The organism is Methylobacterium brachythecii, from assembly GCF_014196345.1.
Classification (GTDB): Bacteria; Pseudomonadota; Alphaproteobacteria; order Rhizobiales; family Beijerinckiaceae; genus Methylobacterium; species Methylobacterium brachythecii.
In genome coordinates, this window is record NZ_JACIDN010000002.1 from 668,017 (window position 1) to 687,802 (window position 19,786).

The 19,786-nt window shown below is 68.2% G+C and carries 17 protein-coding genes; 9 read left to right on the forward strand and 8 right to left on the reverse strand.

All coding sequences use genetic code 11. The features are described from left to right. Positions 1–121 precede the first annotated feature (121 nt). Both zwf and GGR33_RS07170 read right to left on the reverse strand, forming a co-directional pair. Entirely contained in the window at positions 122–1,600 is a 1,479-nt protein-coding gene (gene zwf / locus GGR33_RS07165; RefSeq protein WP_183503290.1) for a glucose-6-phosphate dehydrogenase, read from the reverse strand. 138 nt (positions 1,601–1,738) lie between these two features. Next, positions 1,739–2,581 (reverse strand): SDR family NAD(P)-dependent oxidoreductase, encoded by an 843-nt coding sequence (locus tag GGR33_RS07170; protein WP_183503292.1) that lies wholly within the window; start codon positions 2,579–2,581, stop codon positions 1,739–1,741. A gap of 291 nt (positions 2,582–2,872) precedes the next feature. Between GGR33_RS07170 and GGR33_RS07175 the strand changes: the two genes are divergently transcribed. Both GGR33_RS07175 and GGR33_RS07180 read left to right on the forward strand, forming a co-directional pair. Beyond that, on the forward strand, positions 2,873–4,417 hold the full coding sequence (locus GGR33_RS07175; protein WP_425488754.1) for a L,D-transpeptidase family protein: 1,545 nt from the start codon (positions 2,873–2,875) through the stop codon (positions 4,415–4,417). 202 nt (positions 4,418–4,619) lie between these two features. Next, complete coding sequence (locus tag GGR33_RS07180; RefSeq protein WP_183503613.1) at positions 4,620–5,546, forward strand: peptidylprolyl isomerase; 927 nt, start codon at positions 4,620–4,622, stop codon at positions 5,544–5,546. 131 nt (positions 5,547–5,677) lie between these two features. Here the strand turns inward: GGR33_RS07180 and GGR33_RS07185 are convergent, their stop codons facing one another. From GGR33_RS07185 to GGR33_RS07200, 4 genes are all read right to left on the reverse strand, one after another. Further along, complete coding sequence (locus tag GGR33_RS07185) at positions 5,678–6,364, reverse strand: DsbA family protein (RefSeq protein WP_183503303.1); 687 nt, start codon at positions 6,362–6,364, stop codon at positions 5,678–5,680. A gap of 49 nt (positions 6,365–6,413) precedes the next feature. After that, on the reverse strand, positions 6,414–7,724 hold the full coding sequence (locus GGR33_RS07190) for an AmpG family muropeptide MFS transporter (protein WP_183503305.1): 1,311 nt from the start codon (positions 7,722–7,724) through the stop codon (positions 6,414–6,416). Between the two features lie 76 nt (positions 7,725–7,800). Further along, positions 7,801–8,397, reverse strand: a complete 597-nt coding sequence (locus tag GGR33_RS07195) for a PadR family transcriptional regulator (protein WP_183503307.1) — start codon at positions 8,395–8,397, stop codon at positions 7,801–7,803. Between the two features lie 148 nt (positions 8,398–8,545). Continuing rightward, on the reverse strand, positions 8,546–11,965 hold the full coding sequence (locus GGR33_RS07200; protein ID WP_183503309.1) for an acyl-[ACP]--phospholipid O-acyltransferase: 3,420 nt from the start codon (positions 11,963–11,965) through the stop codon (positions 8,546–8,548). A 335-nt stretch (positions 11,966–12,300) separates the two neighbouring features. Between GGR33_RS07200 and GGR33_RS07205 the strand changes: the two genes are divergently transcribed. From GGR33_RS07205 to GGR33_RS07225, 5 genes are all read left to right on the forward strand, one after another. Beyond that, positions 12,301–12,858: a TetR/AcrR family transcriptional regulator gene (locus GGR33_RS07205; protein WP_183503615.1), complete on the forward strand. Its 558-nt coding sequence runs from the start codon at positions 12,301–12,303 to the stop codon at positions 12,856–12,858. Between the two features lie 67 nt (positions 12,859–12,925). Continuing rightward, on the forward strand, positions 12,926–13,369 hold the full coding sequence (locus GGR33_RS07210; RefSeq protein ID WP_183503311.1) for a MarR family transcriptional regulator: 444 nt from the start codon (positions 12,926–12,928) through the stop codon (positions 13,367–13,369). Positions 13,370–13,399: 30 nt separating this feature from the next. Then, positions 13,400–13,963 (forward strand): isochorismatase family protein, encoded by a 564-nt coding sequence (locus GGR33_RS07215; protein WP_183503313.1) that lies wholly within the window; start codon positions 13,400–13,402, stop codon positions 13,961–13,963. Continuing rightward, positions 13,964–14,293 carry a hypothetical protein gene (locus tag GGR33_RS07220; protein ID WP_183503315.1) on the forward strand — a complete coding sequence of 110 codons (330 nt, stop codon included), beginning with the start codon at positions 13,964–13,966 and terminating at the stop codon, positions 14,291–14,293. After that, positions 14,290–15,537 (forward strand): MFS transporter, encoded by a 1,248-nt coding sequence (locus GGR33_RS07225; protein ID WP_284211073.1) that lies wholly within the window; start codon positions 14,290–14,292, stop codon positions 15,535–15,537. The genes GGR33_RS07220 and GGR33_RS07225 overlap by 4 nt, the downstream gene beginning before the upstream one ends. Before the next feature lie 3 nt (positions 15,538–15,540). On the opposite strand, the gene GGR33_RS07230 is transcribed toward GGR33_RS07225, so the two are convergent. Beyond that, positions 15,541–16,563, reverse strand: coding sequence for a gamma carbonic anhydrase family protein (locus GGR33_RS07230; RefSeq protein ID WP_183503317.1), 1,023 nt, complete (start codon positions 16,561–16,563; stop codon positions 15,541–15,543). A gap of 108 nt (positions 16,564–16,671) precedes the next feature. Here GGR33_RS07230 and GGR33_RS07235 point away from each other — a divergent pair, with 108 nt between their 5' ends. Together GGR33_RS07235 and GGR33_RS07240 are read left to right on the forward strand one after the other, a co-directional pair. Continuing rightward, complete coding sequence (locus GGR33_RS07235) at positions 16,672–17,127, forward strand: molybdenum cofactor biosynthesis protein MoaE (protein WP_183503319.1); 456 nt, start codon at positions 16,672–16,674, stop codon at positions 17,125–17,127. Between the two features lie 79 nt (positions 17,128–17,206). After that, positions 17,207–18,367 (forward strand): AI-2E family transporter, encoded by a 1,161-nt coding sequence (locus GGR33_RS07240; RefSeq protein ID WP_183503321.1) that lies wholly within the window; start codon positions 17,207–17,209, stop codon positions 18,365–18,367. 107 nt (positions 18,368–18,474) lie between these two features. Here the strand turns inward: GGR33_RS07240 and GGR33_RS07245 are convergent, their stop codons facing one another. Next, positions 18,475–19,695, reverse strand: a complete 1,221-nt coding sequence (locus tag GGR33_RS07245) for an LL-diaminopimelate aminotransferase (protein WP_183503323.1) — start codon at positions 19,693–19,695, stop codon at positions 18,475–18,477. Positions 19,696–19,786: the final 91 nt, after the last annotated feature.

The window sequence follows — 19,786 nt, forward strand, 5'->3', positions numbered from 1 at the left end:
GTCAACGTGTCGTCCGTAGGGGCGTTCCGGGGAAAAAGGTCAATGTCTTGTACTGTTGTAGACAGACTTGTTCACGCTGCACCGAGACGGCTGACGATCGCTGCGCGCGCGAGACGCCCGATCAGCGGATTTCCTCGTGCCAGGTCCGCCCGTCGCGCTCGATCAGGGCGATGGCCGCCGTCGGCCCCCAGGAGCCGGCGGCGTAGGGGCGCGGCGGCTCGGGGCGGTCGGACCAGGCCTGGAGCAGCTTGTCGGCCCATTCCCAGGCGGCCTCGACCTCGTCGCGACGCATGAACAGGGTGGCGTTGCCACGCACCACGTCCATCAGCAGGCGCTCGTAGGCATCCGGGTAGCGCTGCTTGAAGGTCTCCTCGAAGGAGATGTCGAGATCGGTCGGCCGCAGGCGCATGCCGCCGGGGCCGGGATCCTTGGTCATCACCTCGAGCTTCATGCCCTCCTCCGGCTGGAGGCGGATGACGAGGCGGTTCGGCTCCCGGCCGAAGGCCTCGTCGGGGAAGATCGAGAAGGGCGACGCGCGGAACTGCACCACGATCTCGGAATGCTTGCTCGGCAACCGCTTGCCGGTGCGCAGGTAGAACGGCACCCCGGCCCAGCGGGCCGAACGGACCTCGAGCTTCAGTGCGACGAAGGTTTCGGTGCGGCTCTGCGTCTCGCCGCCGAGATCGGCCTGATAGCTCGGCACGCTCTTTCCGGCGACCGCCCCCGCGGCGTACTGGCCCCGCACCGTGACAGCCTGAACCTCGGCGGGCGTGATCGGTTTGAGGGCGCGCAGCACCTTCAGCTTCTCGTCGCGGACCGAATTCGCATCGAGCGAGAGCGGGCTCTCCATCGCCGTGAGGCAGAGGAGCTGCAGGAGGTGGTTCTGCACCATGTCGCGCAGGGCGCCGGAGGTGTCGTAATAGCCCCCGCGTCCTTCGACGCCGACCGTCTCGCCCACCGTGATCTGGACGTGATCGATCACGTCGGCGTTCCAAAGCCGCTCGAAGATCGTGTTGGCGAAGCGAAGCGCCAGCAGGTTCTGGACCGTCTCCTTGCCGAGATAGTGATCGATGCGGAAGATCTGGCCCTCGGGAAAGACCGCGCCGACGGCGTCGTTGATGGCGCGTGCGGACTTGAGATCCTTCCCGATCGGTTTCTCCAGCACGACGCGGGTGTTCGCGCCGACGAGGCCGCAGCGCTCGATATTCCGGCAGATCGCGCCGTAGAGGTCTGGCGATGTGGCGAGATAGAACGGCCGGACCTGATCGGGCCGCTCGTCGAGCAGGGCCTTCAACTCGTCCCAGCCATCGGTGCCGAGCGCATCGACCGCGACGTAGTAGAGGTGGTCGAGGAAACTCCCGAGCGCGGCCTCGTCGATATGGCTCGGCGGGATGAACTCGCGCAGCGCCTCGCGCGCCCGATCGCGAAACGCCTCCGTCGACAGTTCCGAGCGCGATGCGCCGATGATGCGGCTGCTGCCGGGGATCTGGCCGTCGCGGAAGCGGTAATACAGTGCCGGCAGGAGCTTGCGGCGCGTCAGATCGCCGGTGGCGCCGAACACCACGTAGTCGAAGGAGGCGACGGGGATGATGGTGGCCAAGGGCTCTTTCTCCCGCTTCAATCGAAGTGCCGTCTCGCCCGACGGAGTCGTGTCGGGCGCGATGCGTCGGCGCGTTCATCGGACGACCCGATGCAAGGGCATCGCCAGCCGCCGGCGCCAGGGTCGCCGATGCGGCGCCTACCTCATATGCCGAGCGAAGGCTTCCGCGAAACCCGGGTGCCAGCGCGACAGGGCCGGACGGTTCTCGATGACGTCGCCGGCCGCCCAGGCGATGCGGCGGCGGTCCTGCTCCGGGCTGGTCTCGTTGTCCGGGCACAGGATGTAGAAATCGCCCTGCGCCATGCGCTCGAGCATGAAGGCGACCGTTTCCTCCGGCGTCCAGGCGCCCTCGGGCTTTTCGGCGACGCCGCGCGCCCGGGTCAGGCCGGTATAGACGAAGCCCGGGATCAGCAGATGCGCGCTGACCGGTGCCCCACTCTGCCGCAGTTCGTGCGCGAGCGCCTCGGTGACGACTTTCACGCCCGCCTTCGAGACGTTGTAGGGCGCGTTGCCCGGCGGCGTGGTGATGCCCTGCTTCGAGCCGGTGACGATGATGGCGCCGGGCCGATCGGCCTCGATCATGCCGGGAGCGAAGGCCCGGATGCCGTCGACGACACCGAACAGGTTGGTGTCGATGATCCGCCGCCAGGTGGTGGAATCCGAGAAGAGCCGTCCACCCGCCTCGATGCCGGCATTCAGCATCACCACGGCCGGCGCACCGTCCTGCGCGGCTTCCGCCGCGAGAGCCTGCAGCGCGGATTCGTTACAGACATCGGTAGGACAGGCCCGGACATCGGCGCCGGTTGCGGCGAGCGCGGCGCGGGCACTGTCCAGCAGCTCACCGGGCAGGTCGGCGAGAACGAGGCGCATGCCGTGCGCGGCGAAGGCTTTCGCCGCCGCCAGCCCGATCCCGCTCGCCGCTCCGGTGACGACGGCCGTCTCGCCCGCGCGAAAAGCCGGATGCGTCGTCGGATCCGCCATGGTTCACCCTGTCGCTCGTGTCGTCACGGCCGAAGCTAGGGCGGAGCTTGCGGGTTTTGAGTGGTGAAGCGTCCGGCCGGTGGCGCGGGAGGGTTGCAATCCAAACAGCGCTGACAAAGGCGGCGTGCGTGTCCGCACCACGCCGCGATCACGGCGCCCGCAGTGAAGGGAAAGATAACCATCCCGGTGCATCGTCGGGCCACGACCCGCCTGAGGCCGGACATGTTGCTGCGTCACCACACTCGGACCCGTGCCCTCGGCACGGTGGCTCTCGCGCCGATCACGGCGCTGATGATCTTGGGTGCGGCTCACGCCGAACCGCAAGCGCGGGCCGAGCCCGCTCCAGCGCCCCTGCCGCTCTCCGTCCAGCCCTCCACGCAAGAGCATGCCCCGGCGCCCGCGCCACAGCCGGCCGTCGCGCCACAGGCGGCCCCTGCCCCGAAAAAATCGCGTGAGGCGCCAGCCCTCGTCTACGCCAAGATGTCGGAGGATCCGACCCCGACGCTGACGCCGGCGACCTTCCTCGCCACCATGCGCATGGCCGATCATTACAAGGCCCTGGCCGAGGCAGGCGGCTGGAGCCAGGTTCCGACTGGTCTCAGCCTTAAGCCCGGCGACCGCGATCCGGCCGTCGCGGCCCTGCGCGGCCATCTCGTCATGACCGGCGACCTCGCGGCCAACGCCACGCATTCCGATCTCTATGACGAGACGCTGGTAGCGGCCGTCAAATCCTTCCAGGCGCGGCATGGCCTGCCGGAATCGGGCCTCGTCCAGCGCCTCACAGTCGCGGCCCTGAACGTCCCGGCGAGCGTGCGCCAGCGTCAGCTCGCGGCATCGGCCGAGCGGTTGATGGGCTCGAAGTTCCCGTTCGGCGATCGCTACGTCGTCGTGAACATCCCCTCGGCCACGGTCGAGGCGGTGGAGAACGGAGCGGTCGCTCGCCGCTATGTCGCCGTGGTCGGCAAGCCCGACAAGGCGACGCCCTCGGTCGAGACCCGGGTCACCGATGTCAACCTCAACCCGACCTGGACCCTGCCCGTCTCGGTGATCAAGAACGAGATCATCCCGACGATGCGGAAGAACCCAGGCTATCTCGCCAAGAATCACATCCGCATGCTCGGTCCCGGCGGCGTCGAGGTCGATTCCACGACCTTCGACTGGAGCGGCGAGAAGGCGGTCAACTACACGCTGCGCCAGGATTCCGGCTTCGACAACTCGCTCGGCCAAGTCCGCATCGACATGCCGAACAAGTTCGCCGTCTACATGCACGACACGCCGTCGAAGTCGCTGTTTGCGGGCAACGTCCGCTTCCATTCGCATGGCTGCGTGCGCGTCGGTCAGGTCAAGGAGTTCGCGGCCTGGCTGCTCCAGGGCACAGAGGGGCCGAACGGTGCCGGCTCGGCCTGGGGTCCGATCGAGATCGAGAGCGGCATCGCCACGGGCGAGAAGCGCGACATCAAGCTCGTGAAGCCGGTCCCGGTGACCTTCGTCTATCTGACCGGGTACGCCACGCCCGACGGCCGCGCCCATTTCCGCGACGACATATACGGCCTCGACACGCCGGGTACACCGGCGCCATCGGCGGCGACCGACGTCGTGACCACCGGTTCGATCACGCCGCGCGCGGTCATCAAGCCGGCGCGGGCCGGCCAACCCGTGCCGAGCACCGCCGATCTCACACCGGCAGCCCAGCCGATCGCGCGGTCGAGGCCTGCTGCGGCGCCTGCTCCGAAACCCGAGGCCGTCCGCCAGGCCCCCATCGCGCGTCCGACCCCTCGGTCGGCGCCGCGCGAGCCGGACCTCTTGCCCCCCGGCCTCGTTGGCCCGCGCGGCTGAGGCGACCGGGCCGCGAGCCCCTCTCGGCAATTCCTAAGGACGGCGTCGAGCCAAATTCCGACGGCCACGCTTGCGTTTGGTGCTGCGAGCTTCCACCTGTTTGGCCGTTGTCTGCGGCCCACGGTCGCTTCCTCACGTCGATGCGAGAGCCGGCCCGCAGAGTTGGCCCGCATCGACGATGCCCAAGGACGAATCCCTGTTCATGCCGATGCTTTCCCGCTTCCTGCGCCCGAGCGCGCTCGTGTTCGCGCTCTCGCTTCCCGCCGCCGCTCTGGCCCAGGAGCCGGCCGCCGCCCCGGGGACGCCCGCCGCTCCCACCGCGAAGCCGTCGCCCGACACCGTGGTTGCAAAAGTGAACGGCGCGCCGATCACGCAGGGCGATCTCAACATCGCGGGTGAAGATCCGGCGCTTTCGCTGCCGGGCGTCGACGAGAGCGGTAAGAAGGGCCTACTGGTCGACTACATGATCGACCTTCGCGTGGGCGCACAGGCGGCCGACGCCGCCAAGGTCGGCGACAGCCCCGAGTTCAAGCGCAAGCTCGCCTATTTTCGCGATAAGCTGCTGCTCGACGATTACCTGGAGCAGGAGGCGAAGAAGGCAGCGACTCCCGAGGCGGCCAAGGCGCTCTACGACCAGACCGTGAAGTCGATGAAGCCGGAGGAGGAAGTCCACGCCCGGCACATCCTGGTCGACAACGAGGCCGATGCTAAGAAGATCGCCGCACGCGTGAAGGGCGGCGAGGACTTCTCGAAGATCGCCGGGGAGCTCTCCAAGGACCCGGGCTCGAAGACCGAAGGCGGCGATCTCGGCTGGTTCACCAAGGAGCGCATGGTCGCTCCCTTCGCCGAGGCCGCCTTCAAGATGAGCCCCGGCGAGGTCTCCGACCCGGTGAAGACGCAGTTCGGCTGGCACGTCATCAAGGTCGAGGAGAAGCGCACCAAGCCGATCCCGAGCTTCGACGAGATGAAGGAGCAGGTTGACCAGTACCTGACCCGCAAGGCCCAGCAGGACGTCATCATGAAGCTGCGCGAGGCCGCCAAGGTCGAGCGCACGGACGCCGCGCCGACCGCGCCGGCCCCTGCTACGTCCCAGCCGGCCACACCGCCAGCGGATACGAAGAAGCCCTGAGGCCATCACGACGCGTCATTGCGAGGCGAAGCCGAAGCAATCCAGGGCCGACGCGCCGATGGTGCGGCTGCCGCCGTGGATTGCTTCGCTGCACTCGCAATGACGTTAGAGGCGATCGAACCGACAGCGGCCTAGCCGCAGGCGATCTGGTCGCAGCGGCGCATGGAGGCGATCATGCGGGCAAGCGCCTTCGGGCCGGGATGCCCGAGGATACCGATATTGCCGAGCACGTAGGAGGGCGTCGCGGTCAGGCCGAGATTGGCCGCGAGACGCATCTGCGCGCTGAGCGCCTCGCGAATCTCGTCGCTGTTGCCGATCTCTTCCAACTCCGCGCGGGGCACGCCGATCTTGGCAGCGATGGTGAGCGCCTTGATCCCGTCGATCTGACCGGGCGTGCCGAGGAGTTGGCCGTAGAGCTTGAATGCCGCAGCCGAGCCAAGCTTGCGCTGGACTGCCAGCGCCACCTTGGCCGCCTGGGCCGACATCGGCGAGAGGATCGGATTGTTCACGAGGCCGATCCGGAGCGCAGGGTCGCTCGCCGCGAGCGCCTGGATGTCCGCAGCCGCCTTCCGGCAATAGGGGCAGTTGTAGTCGAAATACTCGTAGAGCACGACTTCGGCGTCGCGCGGGCCGATATAGGTCACGCCCTTCAGCTCGGCGGCCTGCCCCGTGAGTTCGCCCGGCAGGCGCATGTTGGCGATCGGGCGTCCCTCGTCGTTGTCGACCTTGAAGGTCTGCCCGTAGCCCTGTGCGAGGGCCGGCCCGGCGAGGGCGATGCCGGCGGTGGCTGCGAGGAAGCGGCGGCGATCGAAGGTCATGGAAGGCCCGTAGGTCGAGACGATGGCTGAAGTTCGGTCGCCGAACGGCTCAGGTTACGCTCGGGACCTGCCGGCCCTGGCGCCACCAGATCCAGGCGCAGAGCAGGGCCACCGGAATGCCGATCAGCGAGGTGCCGACGAAGAATCCGGCAAAGCCGAGCGCCTTCACCGCGACGCCCGAGGTCATCGCCAGCAGATTGCCCGGCAGCGCCACGAGGGAGGTCATCAGCGCGAACTGGCTCGCCGCATGCGCGTCCGAGGTCAGCGTCGACATGTAGGTGATCAGCACGATCGAGGCGAAGGCATAGGCGAAGGACTCGATCCCGACCGCGGCCACGAAGGTCCAGTAGGCGCCGTCGTTGTGGTCGCCGTAAAGCGCGAGATAGGCGAGCGCGAGATGAGCCGCCGAGCCGAACACGGTGCCGAACAGAAGCGTCGGCATCAGCCCGATCCGCGGGATCATCCAGCCACCGAGGAAGGTCGCGCCGAGCGCCAGCCAGAAGCCGTAGACCTTCACCACCGTGGCGATGTCGACGTCCGAATAATGCAGCGTCACGAAGAGCGGGTTCGCCATCGCGGTGGACACGTAGCCCGACATGCGAAAACCCGCGATCATGAGAAGGATCGGGATGCCGAGCGGCCCGAGCCGGTCGAGCAGGTCCTTGATCGGGGCCCAGATCGTCGCGCCGAACTTCAGCGGTTCTCGCAGGGGCTCCTTGTCGGATTTCGGCTGGGGCGCCATCCAGGCCGCCATCATGCTCGGCAGCATCATCCCGGCCATGACGAGATAGGCGACCTTCCAGCCATGCTCGCCGGCGACGATCAGCGCCCCGGCTCCGGCAACGAGGGTGCCTACGCGCCAGCCGATCTCGGCCCAGGACGACATCAGCGGCAGCTCGGCCTTCGAGACCACGGCGATGCGCCAACCGTCGACGGTAATGTCCTGCGTCGCACCGGCGACGCCGAGCGCCAGCGAGAACGCGATGGTCCAGCCGAGCCAGTTCGCCGGATCACCGAAGGCGATGCCCACGAGCCCCGCCGCGACGCCGAGCTGCGCCAGCAGGATCCACCCGCGACGTCGCCCGAGCCAGGCGCCGATGAACGGAGGATCGTAGCGGTCGAGGAACGGCGCCCAAAGGAATTTGAGCTTGTAGGGAAAGGTCAGCCCGAACAGCCAGCCGATGGTCTCGATCGGCACGCCTGACCGTGTCAGCCAGACGGATTGCGTGGCGTAGATCAGCGGGAAGGCCATCCCCGAGCCGATCCCGAGAAACAGCCCGGCGGCGATTCGGCGATCGGTGAGCAGCGGCGTCAGGAAGGACGCGCGGCTTCGTCCGGCTTCGGCGGCGGGAGCCTGCATGCGGTTCGGGCCTCGCTGACTTTGGCGAGGCCCTGCATCAGGGTTTCGGCGGTGCGGTCAAGCCCTGCTTATCCGCTCAGACTCGTTCGACCGCCGTGGCCGCCGCATCGATCGCTGCCGCCACGGCATTGATCTGCTCTTCGTCCAGCGCGCCGCGCGACAGGCGCATGCGCAGCGCCATCCTCAGGTTCTCCATCGCGCGCACCACCTGTGGCGCGGAGCCCCCGCCATGGCGACGGCCGGTCTCGTCCATGCGGGCGAGGAGCGCGTCGAGGGTCGGACGGTGGGCATCGAGAAACGCCCGTCCCTCCTCCGTGATCGTGTGCAGCTTCTTGGCACCCTCGCCGTCGCTGACCGTCACGTGGCCGAGATCCTGCAGCATGGTGAGCGTCGGGTAGATCGTGCCGGGGCTCGGGCTGTAGGCGCCGCCGACGCGCTCCTCGATCGCCTTGATGATCTCGTAGCCGTAGCGTGGCTGCTCGCCGATGAGGTGGAGCACGACGAGGCGCAGGTCGCCATGACCGAAGAAGCGGCCGGGGCCGCCATGGCGCCCGAAGCCGCGATGCGGCCCCCGGCCGAGTGGGCCGAAGCCGTGATCATCCCCGCGCTCGTGGCGGGCGAAGAGCCATTCCTGGCGAGCATCGCGACAACGGTGGTGAAAGCGTCCGAACATGTGTGATTCCGATTGTGTTTCGATATGTCGATAATCTAGATATATCGAAACACAATCGAATTGCAAGAGGGTCGTCGCGCTGCCAGCAAAAAGCCCGGCCCGCATCGCGGACCGGGCTCGTCAGCCGTCGTCTTGAGGATTCGTGCCGTCAGGCCGCCTCGGCCTCCGAGGCCCGCTCCTTGGCGAGCTTCGTCACGCCGACTTGGTCGACCTTGCCGGTGCCGAGCATCGGCAGTTTGTCGAGCACGACCACCTCCGCCGGCACGGCGATGTCCGGCGCGCCCTTCGACTTGGCGAAGGCCTGGTAGGCGGGGCGCGTGGCGCCCTTGGCCTCGGTGAACAGGATCAGCCGCTCACCCTTGCGGGCGTCGGGCACGGCGGCCACCGCGCTCGGAGCATCCGGCCAGAGTTCGGCGGCGAGCGACTCGACGGTGGCGAGGGAGACCATCTCGCCGGCGATCTTGGCGAAGCGCTTGGCGCGGCCCTTGATCGCGACGAAGCCCTCGGAGTCGATCGCGACGATATCGCCGGTATCGTGCCAACCACCGGGCGGCGGTTCGAGCGCGCCGGGATTCTCGGCGCGGTAGTAGCCGAGCATGATGTTCGGCCCCTTCACGAAGAGCCGGCCGCCCTCGTCGATGCCGGGCACGGCCTCCAGGCGGTACTCCATGCCGGGCAGGATGCGGCCGACCGTGCCGAAGCGGTTGAACATCGGCGTGTTGAGCGCGACGACCGGGCCGCATTCGGAGACGCCGTAGCCTTCGAGGATCCGCAGGCCGAACTTTTCAGCCCAGGTCTTGCGGGTGGATTCCTTCACCTTCTCGGCCCCCGCCACGACGTAGCGCAGCGAGCGCAGGTCGTAGGGGTGCGCCGCCTTGGCGTAGCCGGTGAGGAAGGTGTCGGTCCCAAACAGCACCGTCGAGTTGGTGCCGTAGATCAGCTCCGGCACGATCCGGTAATGCAGCGGCGACGGGTAGAGATAGACCGGCACGCCGGACACCAGCGGCAGCACGAGGCCCGCCGTCAGGCCGAAGGCGTGGAACACCGGCAGGGCGTTGAACACCTTGTCCTGGCGCCCGAAATCGATGCGCGCGGCTGCCTGGGCGGTGTTCGCCAGCATGTTGCGGTGGGCGAGCACCACGCCCTTCGGCGTGCCCTCGGAGCCGGAGGTGAACAGCACGGCGACCGGGTCGTCGCCCTTGCGCTTCACGAGAGGCTTGCGGGGGGCGAGCAGACCCTTGAATTTGTCGCCCGTGGTCACGGTTGCGCGCACGTCCTCCAGGTAGACCAGCTTCACCTTGCCTTCGAGACCCTCGATGAGGCCGCCGAGGCGCCCCTTCTCGATGAAGGCGCGCGAGGTGACGATGGTCGTCACTTCGGCCGCCTTGCAGGCCGAGAGAACGTTGGCGGCACCCGCCGAGAAGTTGATCATCGCCGGCACGCGGCCCGCGCTCGCCAGGGCGAAGAAGGTCACCGCGGCGCCGTTGGCGTTGGGCAGCATCAGCCCGATGGTCCTGCCCTCGGCGGCCAGCGGCATGAGCTTGCGGCCGAGGATGTTGGCGCCCATCACGAGGCGCGAGTAGGTCATGGAGCCCGTGACCGGGTCTTCGAGGGCGACGCGTCCCCAGCCGTGGCGATCCCCCGCCTCGATCAGCGCGGACATCACGCTGCGGTCGATGTCGGTGGTGTCGAAGACCAGATCCGACATGATGTCGTAGAGGGCGGCGCCGGCCGCGCGACGACGGTTCTTGCCCTTCAGCTCCGGATCGACTTCGAGCTTGACCGGCTCCATGATCGTCACGGTGACCTTGGGCCACCAGCGGCGGCGAACCTGACTGCGCGAGAGCCGCGAGAAGGCAGTCTGTTCGAGCCCGTCGATCTTCACCGGCACGACCATCGCACCGGACTTGTCGGCGATGAGGCCCGCACCGTCATAGACCTTCATCAGGCTGCCGGTGACGGTGAGGCGCCCCTCGGGGAAGATGATCAGCGTCTCGCCGTTCTTTACCGCGTTGATGAGCGAGCGGGTGGCGAGCGGCCGCGTCGGGTCGAGCGGCATCGCCTTGGTGATCTTGAGGAAGGGCTTCACCCACCAGCGCTGGGCGATGCCGTGGTCGATGGCGAAGACCGGCTCGGTATCAAGGAGCGACAGGGCGAGGGGCGCATCGAGGAAGGAGACGTGGTTGAGCGCGATGATGGCGTTCGGGCCGGCCTTCTCGACGTTCTCCAGGCCCTTCACCTCAAGGCGGTAGAAGGCGCGGAACAGGATCGAGAGGAAATCGCGAAAGGGGCTCGTCGGCATGATCTTGAAGACGATCACGCCCACGACGAGGTTGAGCACCGCCACCAGGGCAAGGAGTTGGGCCATCGATAGACCGGCGGCCTGCAGACCAGCGAGTGCCAGGGTGCCGCCCACCATGAAGGCTGCGGTTAGGACGTTGACGGCGCCGATGACGCGGGCCCGCTTCTCCTTCGGCGTCCAGGCCTGCACGGCGGCAAAGGACGGCACGATGTAGAGGCCGCCCGCGATGGCGAGGCCCGCGAAGTCGATGAGCAGGCGGATGCCCGTGCCGCTACCGATAAAGGCCAGAGCGGTCATCGGTTCGCCAACGGCCGGCATGGCATGCGCGACGGTCCAGGCGAGGTCGAGGCCGAACAGGCCCATCAGGATCGCGCCGACCGGGGTCGGCAGCAGGACGATGCGTCCGCTGGCGAGCCAGGAGGCGAGCGCCGAGCCAATCGCGATGCCGATCGAGAACACGGCGAGCAGGGTCGTGGCGACGATCTCGGTGCCGTTCAGGGTCTGGCGCACCAGCACCGGCAGCAGCGAGAGCACCACCACGCCGACGAGCCAGAACCAGCTCACGATCACCGAGCCGCGCCACAGCCGCGTATCGGCCCAGAGGTCGCGCAGCAGCTCGACAGTCGAGCGGGCGACGTTCGCGTCGACCTTGAGGGTCGGGTCGCCCTCGCCGGTGCGCGGGATCTGGCGAGCGGCGAGCCAGCACAGCACCGCGAACAGCATCAGGCCGGCGCCGAGGCCGAGCGCATGGCCGCCCATCGCCATGGCGAGGCCGGCGGTGATGGTGCCGAGCAGGATCGCGAGGAAGGTCGCGGCCTCGACCAGTGCGTTGCCGGCGGTGAGCTCCTCGCGCTTCAGGTGGTCCGGCAGGATGCCGTACTTGATCGGCCCGAACAGTGCGGCGATGACGCCGAAGGCGCCGAGTGCCGCGAAGAGCAGCGGCACCGATTGCAGCCAGAAGCCGAGCACCGAGAGCAGGGCGGCGAAGATCTCCGCGAACTTCAGACGCTTGGCCAAAATCGCCTTGTCGTGGCGGTCGGCGAGCTGGCCTCCCAGGCCCGAGAGGAGGAAGAACGGGCCGATGAACACGGCGCTCGCAAGCGTGACGAGCACACCGCCATGACCGGCATCCGCGCCGGTTTCGCCGACCTTGAACAGAATCAGCAGGGCCAGCGCGTTTTTCAGAAAGTTATCGTTGAAGGCCGAAAAGAACTGGCACCAGAACAACGGCGCGAAGCGCCGTGTCGTCATCAGGGAAGTGAACATGGACCTCTCTCCCGGCTGGCCCATGACTGCCCGGCGATAGCTTGGGCGTCAAATCCAGCCTGTCCGACCTCCCGGCGACCCGAGCCATCGGATAGTTTGCACGATGTTCAAAATATCTAACCTGCGTCGTGGCGCAACATTGATTTTGCACGACGTGCAATCTAGACGGCTCGTTGCGTGCGAAGATGCACGTGGAGCCGGCGCCGCGCGACACTAGCCGGGACATCCTAAGGTTCTGTTGTACCGTGAGATTCGACGACGGAGACGCCTGAGTGACGAGAGGCAAGCGAGCCGCCGGGCCACGAGGCGAGCACGACCGCGAGGGATTTACCGAGATGGTCGCCCAGGCCGCCGAGAGCCTCGTGCGCAACGAGGGCTTTCGCGGGCTCGGGATGCGACGGCTGGCCGCCGCGATCGGCTATGCGCCGAACTCGATCTACAATGCGGTAGGCGACCTCGATCAGGTCATCCTGCGGGTGAATGCCCGCACCTTCCGCCGCCTGCACACCACGCTGCAGAGCGCGATCGACCCGAATAGGCCTGCGCGCGACAACGCCCTGGCGCTCGCCGACGCCTATCTCGTCTTCGTCGCCGCCGACCCCCGGGTCTGGAGCCTGGTCTTCGAGCATGTCGCCGCGCCGGATGTGCCGTTTCCCGACTGGTATGCCGAGGCGCTGGCCGAGGCGGTCGGCCTCGTGGACCAAGTTCTGACGCCGATGCTGCCGGATCCGACGGAACGCCGGCAGGCCGTCGCAACCCTCTGGGCCGGTCTTCACGGCCTCGCCTCGCTGTCGACCTCGAACAAGCTCGCCGTGTTGGTGCCCGACTCGCCGCGGGTGCTGGCGAGGATGCTGGTCGGACGCTTCCTGGGCGAGGGCCCGCAAGCGCCCTGATCGCCGAAGCACGACCAAATTAAACAGGTAAACTTGCAAGTTAACCTGTCGAGTTTTACGGTGGGGCATGGCCGATGCCCTTGATCACGCCGCCGCGCTGGCGAGCGATGTCGAAGACCTCCTCCAGGCGACGGGGCTGCTGCTCCGCCGGCTTCGGTCGGAATCGAACCCCGGCGAGCTGACCTGGTCGCAATTCGCGGCGCTCGCCCGGCTCGGCAAGCTCGGCCCCGCGACGACAGCCGATCTCGCCCGCGCCGAGACAGTGAAACCGCAATCCATGGGGGCGACCCTCGCCGCCCTGGAGCAAGCGGGCTTCATCGAGCGAAGGCCGCATCCGAGCGACGGCCGTCAGGTGCTCTTCGCCCTCACCGAGGGCGGCGACGCAGCCTGGCAGGAAGGCCGCCGCCTGCGTCGCGCCTGGCTCGGCCAAGCCTTGAACCAGCTCAATCCCGCCGAGCGAGAAGCCGTGACGGGCGCCGCTGCCGTCATTCGCCGCCTCGCCACCTCCTGACCCCGAATCCTCACACCTCGCGGAGATTGCATGGCCCTCACCGCCCTCGACCCCAAAACCGCGCTTCTCGTCATCGACCTCCAGAAGGGCATCGTCGGCATGCTGTCGGCGGAGCAATCTGCAGGAGGGGTCGCCAACGCGGCCCGGCTCACGAAAGCCTTCCGTCGCCAAGGCCTGCCGGTGGTTCTGGTCAACGTCGCCGGCGGCTCGCCTGGCCGGGTCGAGCAGCGTCGCAACCTCGGCGACCTGCCGCCCGACTGGACGGAGATCATCCCTGAGCTCGACCGGCAGCCCGGCGATCATCTCGTCACCAAGCGCAGTTGGGGTGCGTTCACGGACACGGATCTCGATGCGCATCTGCGCGGGCGCGGCGTGACTCAGGTCGTGCTCGCCGGCATTGCCACCAGCGTCGGCGTCGAATCGACGGCGCGGTTCGCGCACGAGCTCGGCTACAACGTCACCCTTGCGCACGACGCGATGGCCGATCGCAGCCCCGAGGCCCACCAATACAGTCTGACCCAGATCTTTCCGCGCATCGGCGAGACCGGCACCAGCGCGGAGATCGTAGCCATGCTCGATCGGGGCGAGGCCTGAATGGGCGCGCTCGCTCTCCTCGCCCACGGTCTCGGCGGCGTGGTGCTCGCCAATGCCGTGCCTCACTTGGTCTGTGGCCTGCAGGGACGGCCGTTCCAGAGCCCCTTCGCCAAGCCGCCCGGCGTCGGATTGTCGAGCTCGACGGTGAACGTCGCCTGGGGCTTCGCCAACCTCGTGATCGCTTACCTGCTGGTGTTTGGGGTCGGCACGTTCGACCTGACCTCCAGCGGCGACGCCCTCGCCTTCGGCGTGGGCTTTCTCCTCTCCGGCCTCGGGCTGGCGCGGATGTTCGGGCGCCTGCATGGTGGCAACCACCCGGGGAGGCCGTGAACGCCGTCGCCCCGGTGCCTGCGACGGGCACCTTCCGCTCGCTGCGGATCCACAATTTCCGGCTCTGGGCCACCGGCGCCCTCGTCTCGAACATCGGGACGGGGATGCAGCGCACCGCCCAGGACTGGCTCGTCCTGACCCAGCTCACCGATCACAACGCGACGGCCGTCGGCATCGTCACCGGCCTGCAATTCGCCCCACAGGTACTGCTCCTGCCCTGGACCGGTGCCGCGGCCGACCAACTCGACCGGCGCAAGCTGCTGCTCGCCACGCAGGCGATGCTCGCTCTCCTGGCCCTCGTGCTCGGTCTGCTCACCGTGACGGGTGTCGTGCAGACGTGGCACGTCTGCCTGCTCGCGCTGCTCCTCGGCTGTACCTCGGCCTTCGATATCCCTGCCCGGCAGACCTTCGTCGCCGAGCTCGTCGGCGAGACCGATCTGGCGAATGCCGTCGCGCTCAATTCGGCGATGTTCCATGGCGCGCAACTCGTCGGCCCTGCCGCCGCCGGGCTGCTCGTCGGCGTGATCGGCACGGGCGCCGTCTTCCTGATCAATGCGGCGAGCTACGTCGCCCCGATCATCGCGCTGGCGCGGCTCCGGCGCGGCACGCTCCACCACAGCGAAAGGGCGGCGCGTCGGCGCGGCAGCATGCGGGAAGGGCTGCGCTACGTCGCCGGCCGGCCGGATCTGCTGGCCGTACTCGGCATGCTCTTCCTGATCGGCACCTTCGGCCTCAACTTCCCGATCTTCATCTCGACCATGTCGGTGAAGATGTTTCACGCCGATGCGAGCGCCTTCGGCCTGCTGGCCTCGAGCATGGCGGCCGGCTCGGTCGTCGGCTCCCTGCTCGCCGCGCGGCGCGAACGTCCCCGCATGGACTTCCTTGTCAGCGGCGCAGCTCTTTTCGGAGTTGGGCTCGGATTGGCTGCGCTGACCCCGAACTACGTGCTGTTCGGCATCGCCCTGGTCCTGGTCGGATTGGCTTTCCAGACCTTCATCACCTCTGCCAACGGCGCGATCCAGCTCGGCACTGAGCCTGCCATGCGTGGCCGGGTCATGGCGATCCTGATCGCGATCACGCTGGGCGGCACGCCAATTGGCGCGCCCCTGGTCGGCTGGGTGGCGGATCATCTCGGGCCGCGCTGGGCACTCGCCGTCGGCGCAGCGGCCGGTCTGCTGGCAGCCCTCGTCGGCCTCCGGCAGATGTCGTCGCGCCGGCCCGAACGGTCCAGCGCCGCAAGCTAGCGCTCAGACGGCCTCGGCCGCCTGGGCCTGACGGTAGTCGTTGCCGTGCGCGCAATAGCCTTCGACGATCCGCGCCATCATCGTGCGCTTGGCCGCGTCGAGCGGCGCCAGGATGCGCGCGGGGCGGCCGCCCCAGAGGTGGCCCGAGTCGAGGAGCTGGCCCGGATCGGTGGTGGCGCCGCCGGCCAGCATCACGTCGTCGGCGATCACGGTGCCGGGCGCGATCGTGGCACCGATGCCGATCAGGCTGCGGGCGCCGATCCGGCAATCGGCCATGCGCACGTTGTGGGCGATGGTGGTGTCGCGCCCGATGACCACACCCTCGCCGCGCGTGCGGATCACGCTGTTGTCCTGGATGTTGGTGTCGGCGCCGACCACGATCGGGCCGACCTCGGCGCTGAGCGCGCAGGAGAACAGCACACTCGATCCGGCCCCGAGCATGATCCGACCCGAGAGCCGCGCAGTCCGCGCGACGAAAACCGTTGGGTCGGTTTCGAGTGCATCGCCCTGCGAAGGCGCCGGAGCGGCGGCAGCGGCTTCGCGCAGACGCTCCGCGCGCTCCGCGAGATCTTCATGACCGATGGGGCGCTGAGCCTTGGCCGGGCTGCCGGCATAGACTTGTCCCGCCTCCAGCGTAGAACGCGGAAACACGGTGGACCCCGCCTCGATCAGCACGCCGTCGCCCACCACCGAGCCGTCGAGCACGATGACGTCGTCCTCGATCACCACGTCCGAGCCCACCTTGCAGGCATGGACCACGGCGTTGCGACCGACCGTGACACGGTCGCCGATGACGGTGGGGTGCGTGTCGGTCGCGATGTGGACCGTCGAGCGGTTGCCGAGCCAGAAGCGGTCGCCGATGGTGACGGTCTGGCCGTCGGCCCGGATCACGCTGTCGTCGCCGAGCCAGGCCTGCGCACCGATCGTCGCCACGCCGATCGCCGTGCTGCCCGTGCCGCACCAGACCGGCCGCGTGGAAAAGACCGGCAGCACGCCGTCATAGGGAAGAATCAGGTCAGGGGTCACGCGAGCGTCCTCGACGGAAGCAGACGCGCGATGGCGCCCAAGGCCGAGCAGGGACATATAGGCGCATACGCGGCAGGGTAAGCCGTGCCTTTCGTTTCCGAGGAGCGCATGAGCCGCGTCAGCATCCAACGCGAGCCGTTCGACGTCGCCGCAGAACTCGCGGCGGTCGAGGCAGGGCTGCAGGGCCGCGCCGGAGCGGTCGTCAGCTTCACCGGCCTATGCCGCGACGAGGACGGCCGGCTCGAGGCGCTGGAACTCGAGCACTATCCCGGCATGGCCGAGGCCGAGATCGGCCGGGTCGTCGGGGAGGCCGAGGAGCGCTGGCCGATCCAGGCGTCCCGCGTGGTCCACCGTCACGGGCTAATCCGGCCGGGCGAGGGCATCGTTCTGGTCGTCACGGCCTCGGCCCACCGCAAGGCCGCCTTCGAGGCGGCGAGTTTCCTGATGGATTACCTGAAGGCGCGCGCGCCGTTCTGGAAGCGCGAGCATCTCGCCGATGGCAGCACGGGCGGCTGGGTCGAGGCGACGGCAGCAGATGAGAAGGCCGTGCAAGGCTGGGCGTAGCGCCCGGCCGGCTACGATGGACGCCGCCTGATTTTCCGTCCATGCCGCAGGCGCCGGTGGCCCCGGCCGGAGGATGCGCATGGCGAACCTGGACAACGAGACGGCCGCCGGCGAGAAAACCGTCGTACCGAGCGGCACGCGCTCGCTCGTCAGCGCCGGTCTGGCCGTGGTGGCCGTCATCGTGGTGCTGGCGCTCGCCTGGACGGCCTCCGCGACGCTCCTTCTAATCTTCGCCGGGATCCTGCTCGGCGTCTTCCTCGACGGACTCACACGCGGCCTCGGCCATGTGCTGCCGCTTCCGCGGGCCCTCCGGTTGACGGTCGTCAGCATCGCCGTCGCCGGCTTTCTTCTCGGGATGAGCGCCTTCGGCGGCGCCACCGTTGCCCAGCAGGCGCGTGATCTCGGCCAGACCATCCAGAGCCAGTCCGGCACAGTCCGCGACTGGCTGAAGGACCGCGGCGTCGACATCGGCAAGCTCGAAGCTCTGCAGGGCACCGGCGAGGCCGGGAAGACGAAGGCAGCCGGCGACGAGGAGCAGAAGGGTGGCCTCGGCAGCATCGCCTCCGGGGTGCTCAAGAGCCCCGGCTCGCTGCTTTCAAGTGCCGGCAACGTGCTCGGTCCGGCAGCGGCCGTGCTGCTCGAACTGTTCAACGCCCTCGGCAACGTCCTGGTGATCGTCTTCCTCGGCCTCTCGGTGGCGGCCGATCCGGGCACCTATCGCAACGGCCTCGTCCGTTTTCTTCCACCTCGGCACCGCGAGCGTGGCGGCGAGGTTCTCGACGGCATGGGCGAGACCCTGCGGCACTGGCTGTTCGGCCAGCTCATCACGATGGCGGTGATCTTCCTCTGCACCTGGGCGGGCCTCGCCTTCCTCGGCATCGGCGGCTCGCTGATCCTCGGCCTTCAGGCGGGGCTCCTCGCCTTCATCCCGACGGTCGGTCCGCTCGTGGCGGGCGTGATCATCCTGCTCGCGAGCCTGGCCTCCGGCTTCAACGCGCTGCTCGGCGCGCTCGGCGTCTATCTCGTGGTGCAGACGCTGGAGAGCTACGGGCTCACGCCCTTCATCCAGAAGCGCGCGCTCGACATCCCGCCGGCCACGATCTTCGCCGGGCAGCTCCTGCTCGGCGTCCTGTTCGGGCTCTGGGGCATCGCGCTGGCGCTGCCCCTGATGGCGGTGATCAAGGTGCTGCTGGAGCAGCTCTACATCGAGGAGACGCTCGGTGAGCAACCGGAGATGTGAAGCCAGAGGCTTCCGTCATCGCGAGCGAAGCGATCCAGGGCCAACTCACCGACGTCGCGGGTGTTGCCTTGGATTGCTTCGGCCTCGCCTCGCAATGACGGTGAGGCTCAAACGGCCTGCGGCAGCGGCACCACGTTGTGGAGCGTCTTGTCGGTGTTATCGAAGAAGCGGCGGACGTTGCGGGCGGCCTGGCGGATGCGCTGCTCGTTCTCGACCAGCGCGATGCGAACGAAGTCGTCGCCATGCTCGCCGAAGCCGATGCCCGGCGCGACCGCGACATCGGACTTCTCCAGGAGCAGCTTCGAGAATTCGAGGCTGCCCATGGCCTTGTACTTCTCCGGGATCGGCACCCAGGCGAACATCGAGGCCTGCGGCGGAGGAATGACCCAGCCGGCCTTGCCGAACGACTCGACCATCACGTCGCGGCGCTTCTTGTAGATGGCGCGCATCTCCTTGATGCAGTCGTCCGGCCCATTGATCGCGGCGGTGGCGGCGACCTGGATCGGCGTGAAGGCACCGTAGTCGAGGTAGGACTTCACCCGTGTCAGCGCCGCGAGCAGGCGCTCGTTGCCCACGGCGAAGCCCATGCGCCAGCCGGCCATCGAATAGGTCTTGGACAGCGAGGTGAACTCCACCGTCACGTCGATGGCGCCGGGCACCTGCAGGACCGAGGGCGGCGGGTTGTTGTCGTCGAAATAGACCTCGGCATAGGCGAGGTCGGAGAGCAGGATGATCTCGTGCTTCTTCGCGAAGGCGACGAGGTCCGTGTAGAAATCGAGGCTCGCGACGTACGACGTCGGGTTCGACGGGTAGCAGACCACGAGCGCGACCGGCTTCGGGATCGAGTGCAGCATCGCGCGTTCCAGGATCGGGAACATCGCGGGCGTCGGCTCGGCCGGCACGGAGCGCACGACGCCACCGGCCATCAGGAAGCCGAAGGCGTGGATCGGGTAGCTCGGGTTCGGCACGATCACCACGTCGCCGGGCGCCGTGATGGCCTGCGCCATGTTGGCGAAGCCCTCTTTCGAGCCGAGCGTCGCCACGACCTGCGTGTCGGGGTTCAGGCTCACGCCGAAGCGGCGCTGATAGTAGCCGGCCTGGGCGCGGCGCAGGCCGGCAATGCCCTTGGAGGCCGAGTAACGGTCGGTGCGCGGACGGCCCGCCGTCTCGACGAGCTTCGCGATCACGTGCTTGGGGGCATCGAGGTCCGGATTGCCCATGCCGAGATCGATAATGTCGGCGCCACGGGCTCGGGCGGCGGCCTTGATCCGGTTGACCTGCTCGAAGACGTAGGGCGGGAGGCGCTTGATGCGGTGAAAATCGGTCATGGCGTTCTTGGCGTCCGGATCACGCGAGCCTCGATTGCGAGGCCCGTTCATCGCGCACGGCGATGAATCGTCTCTCCTATCACCGTCCGGC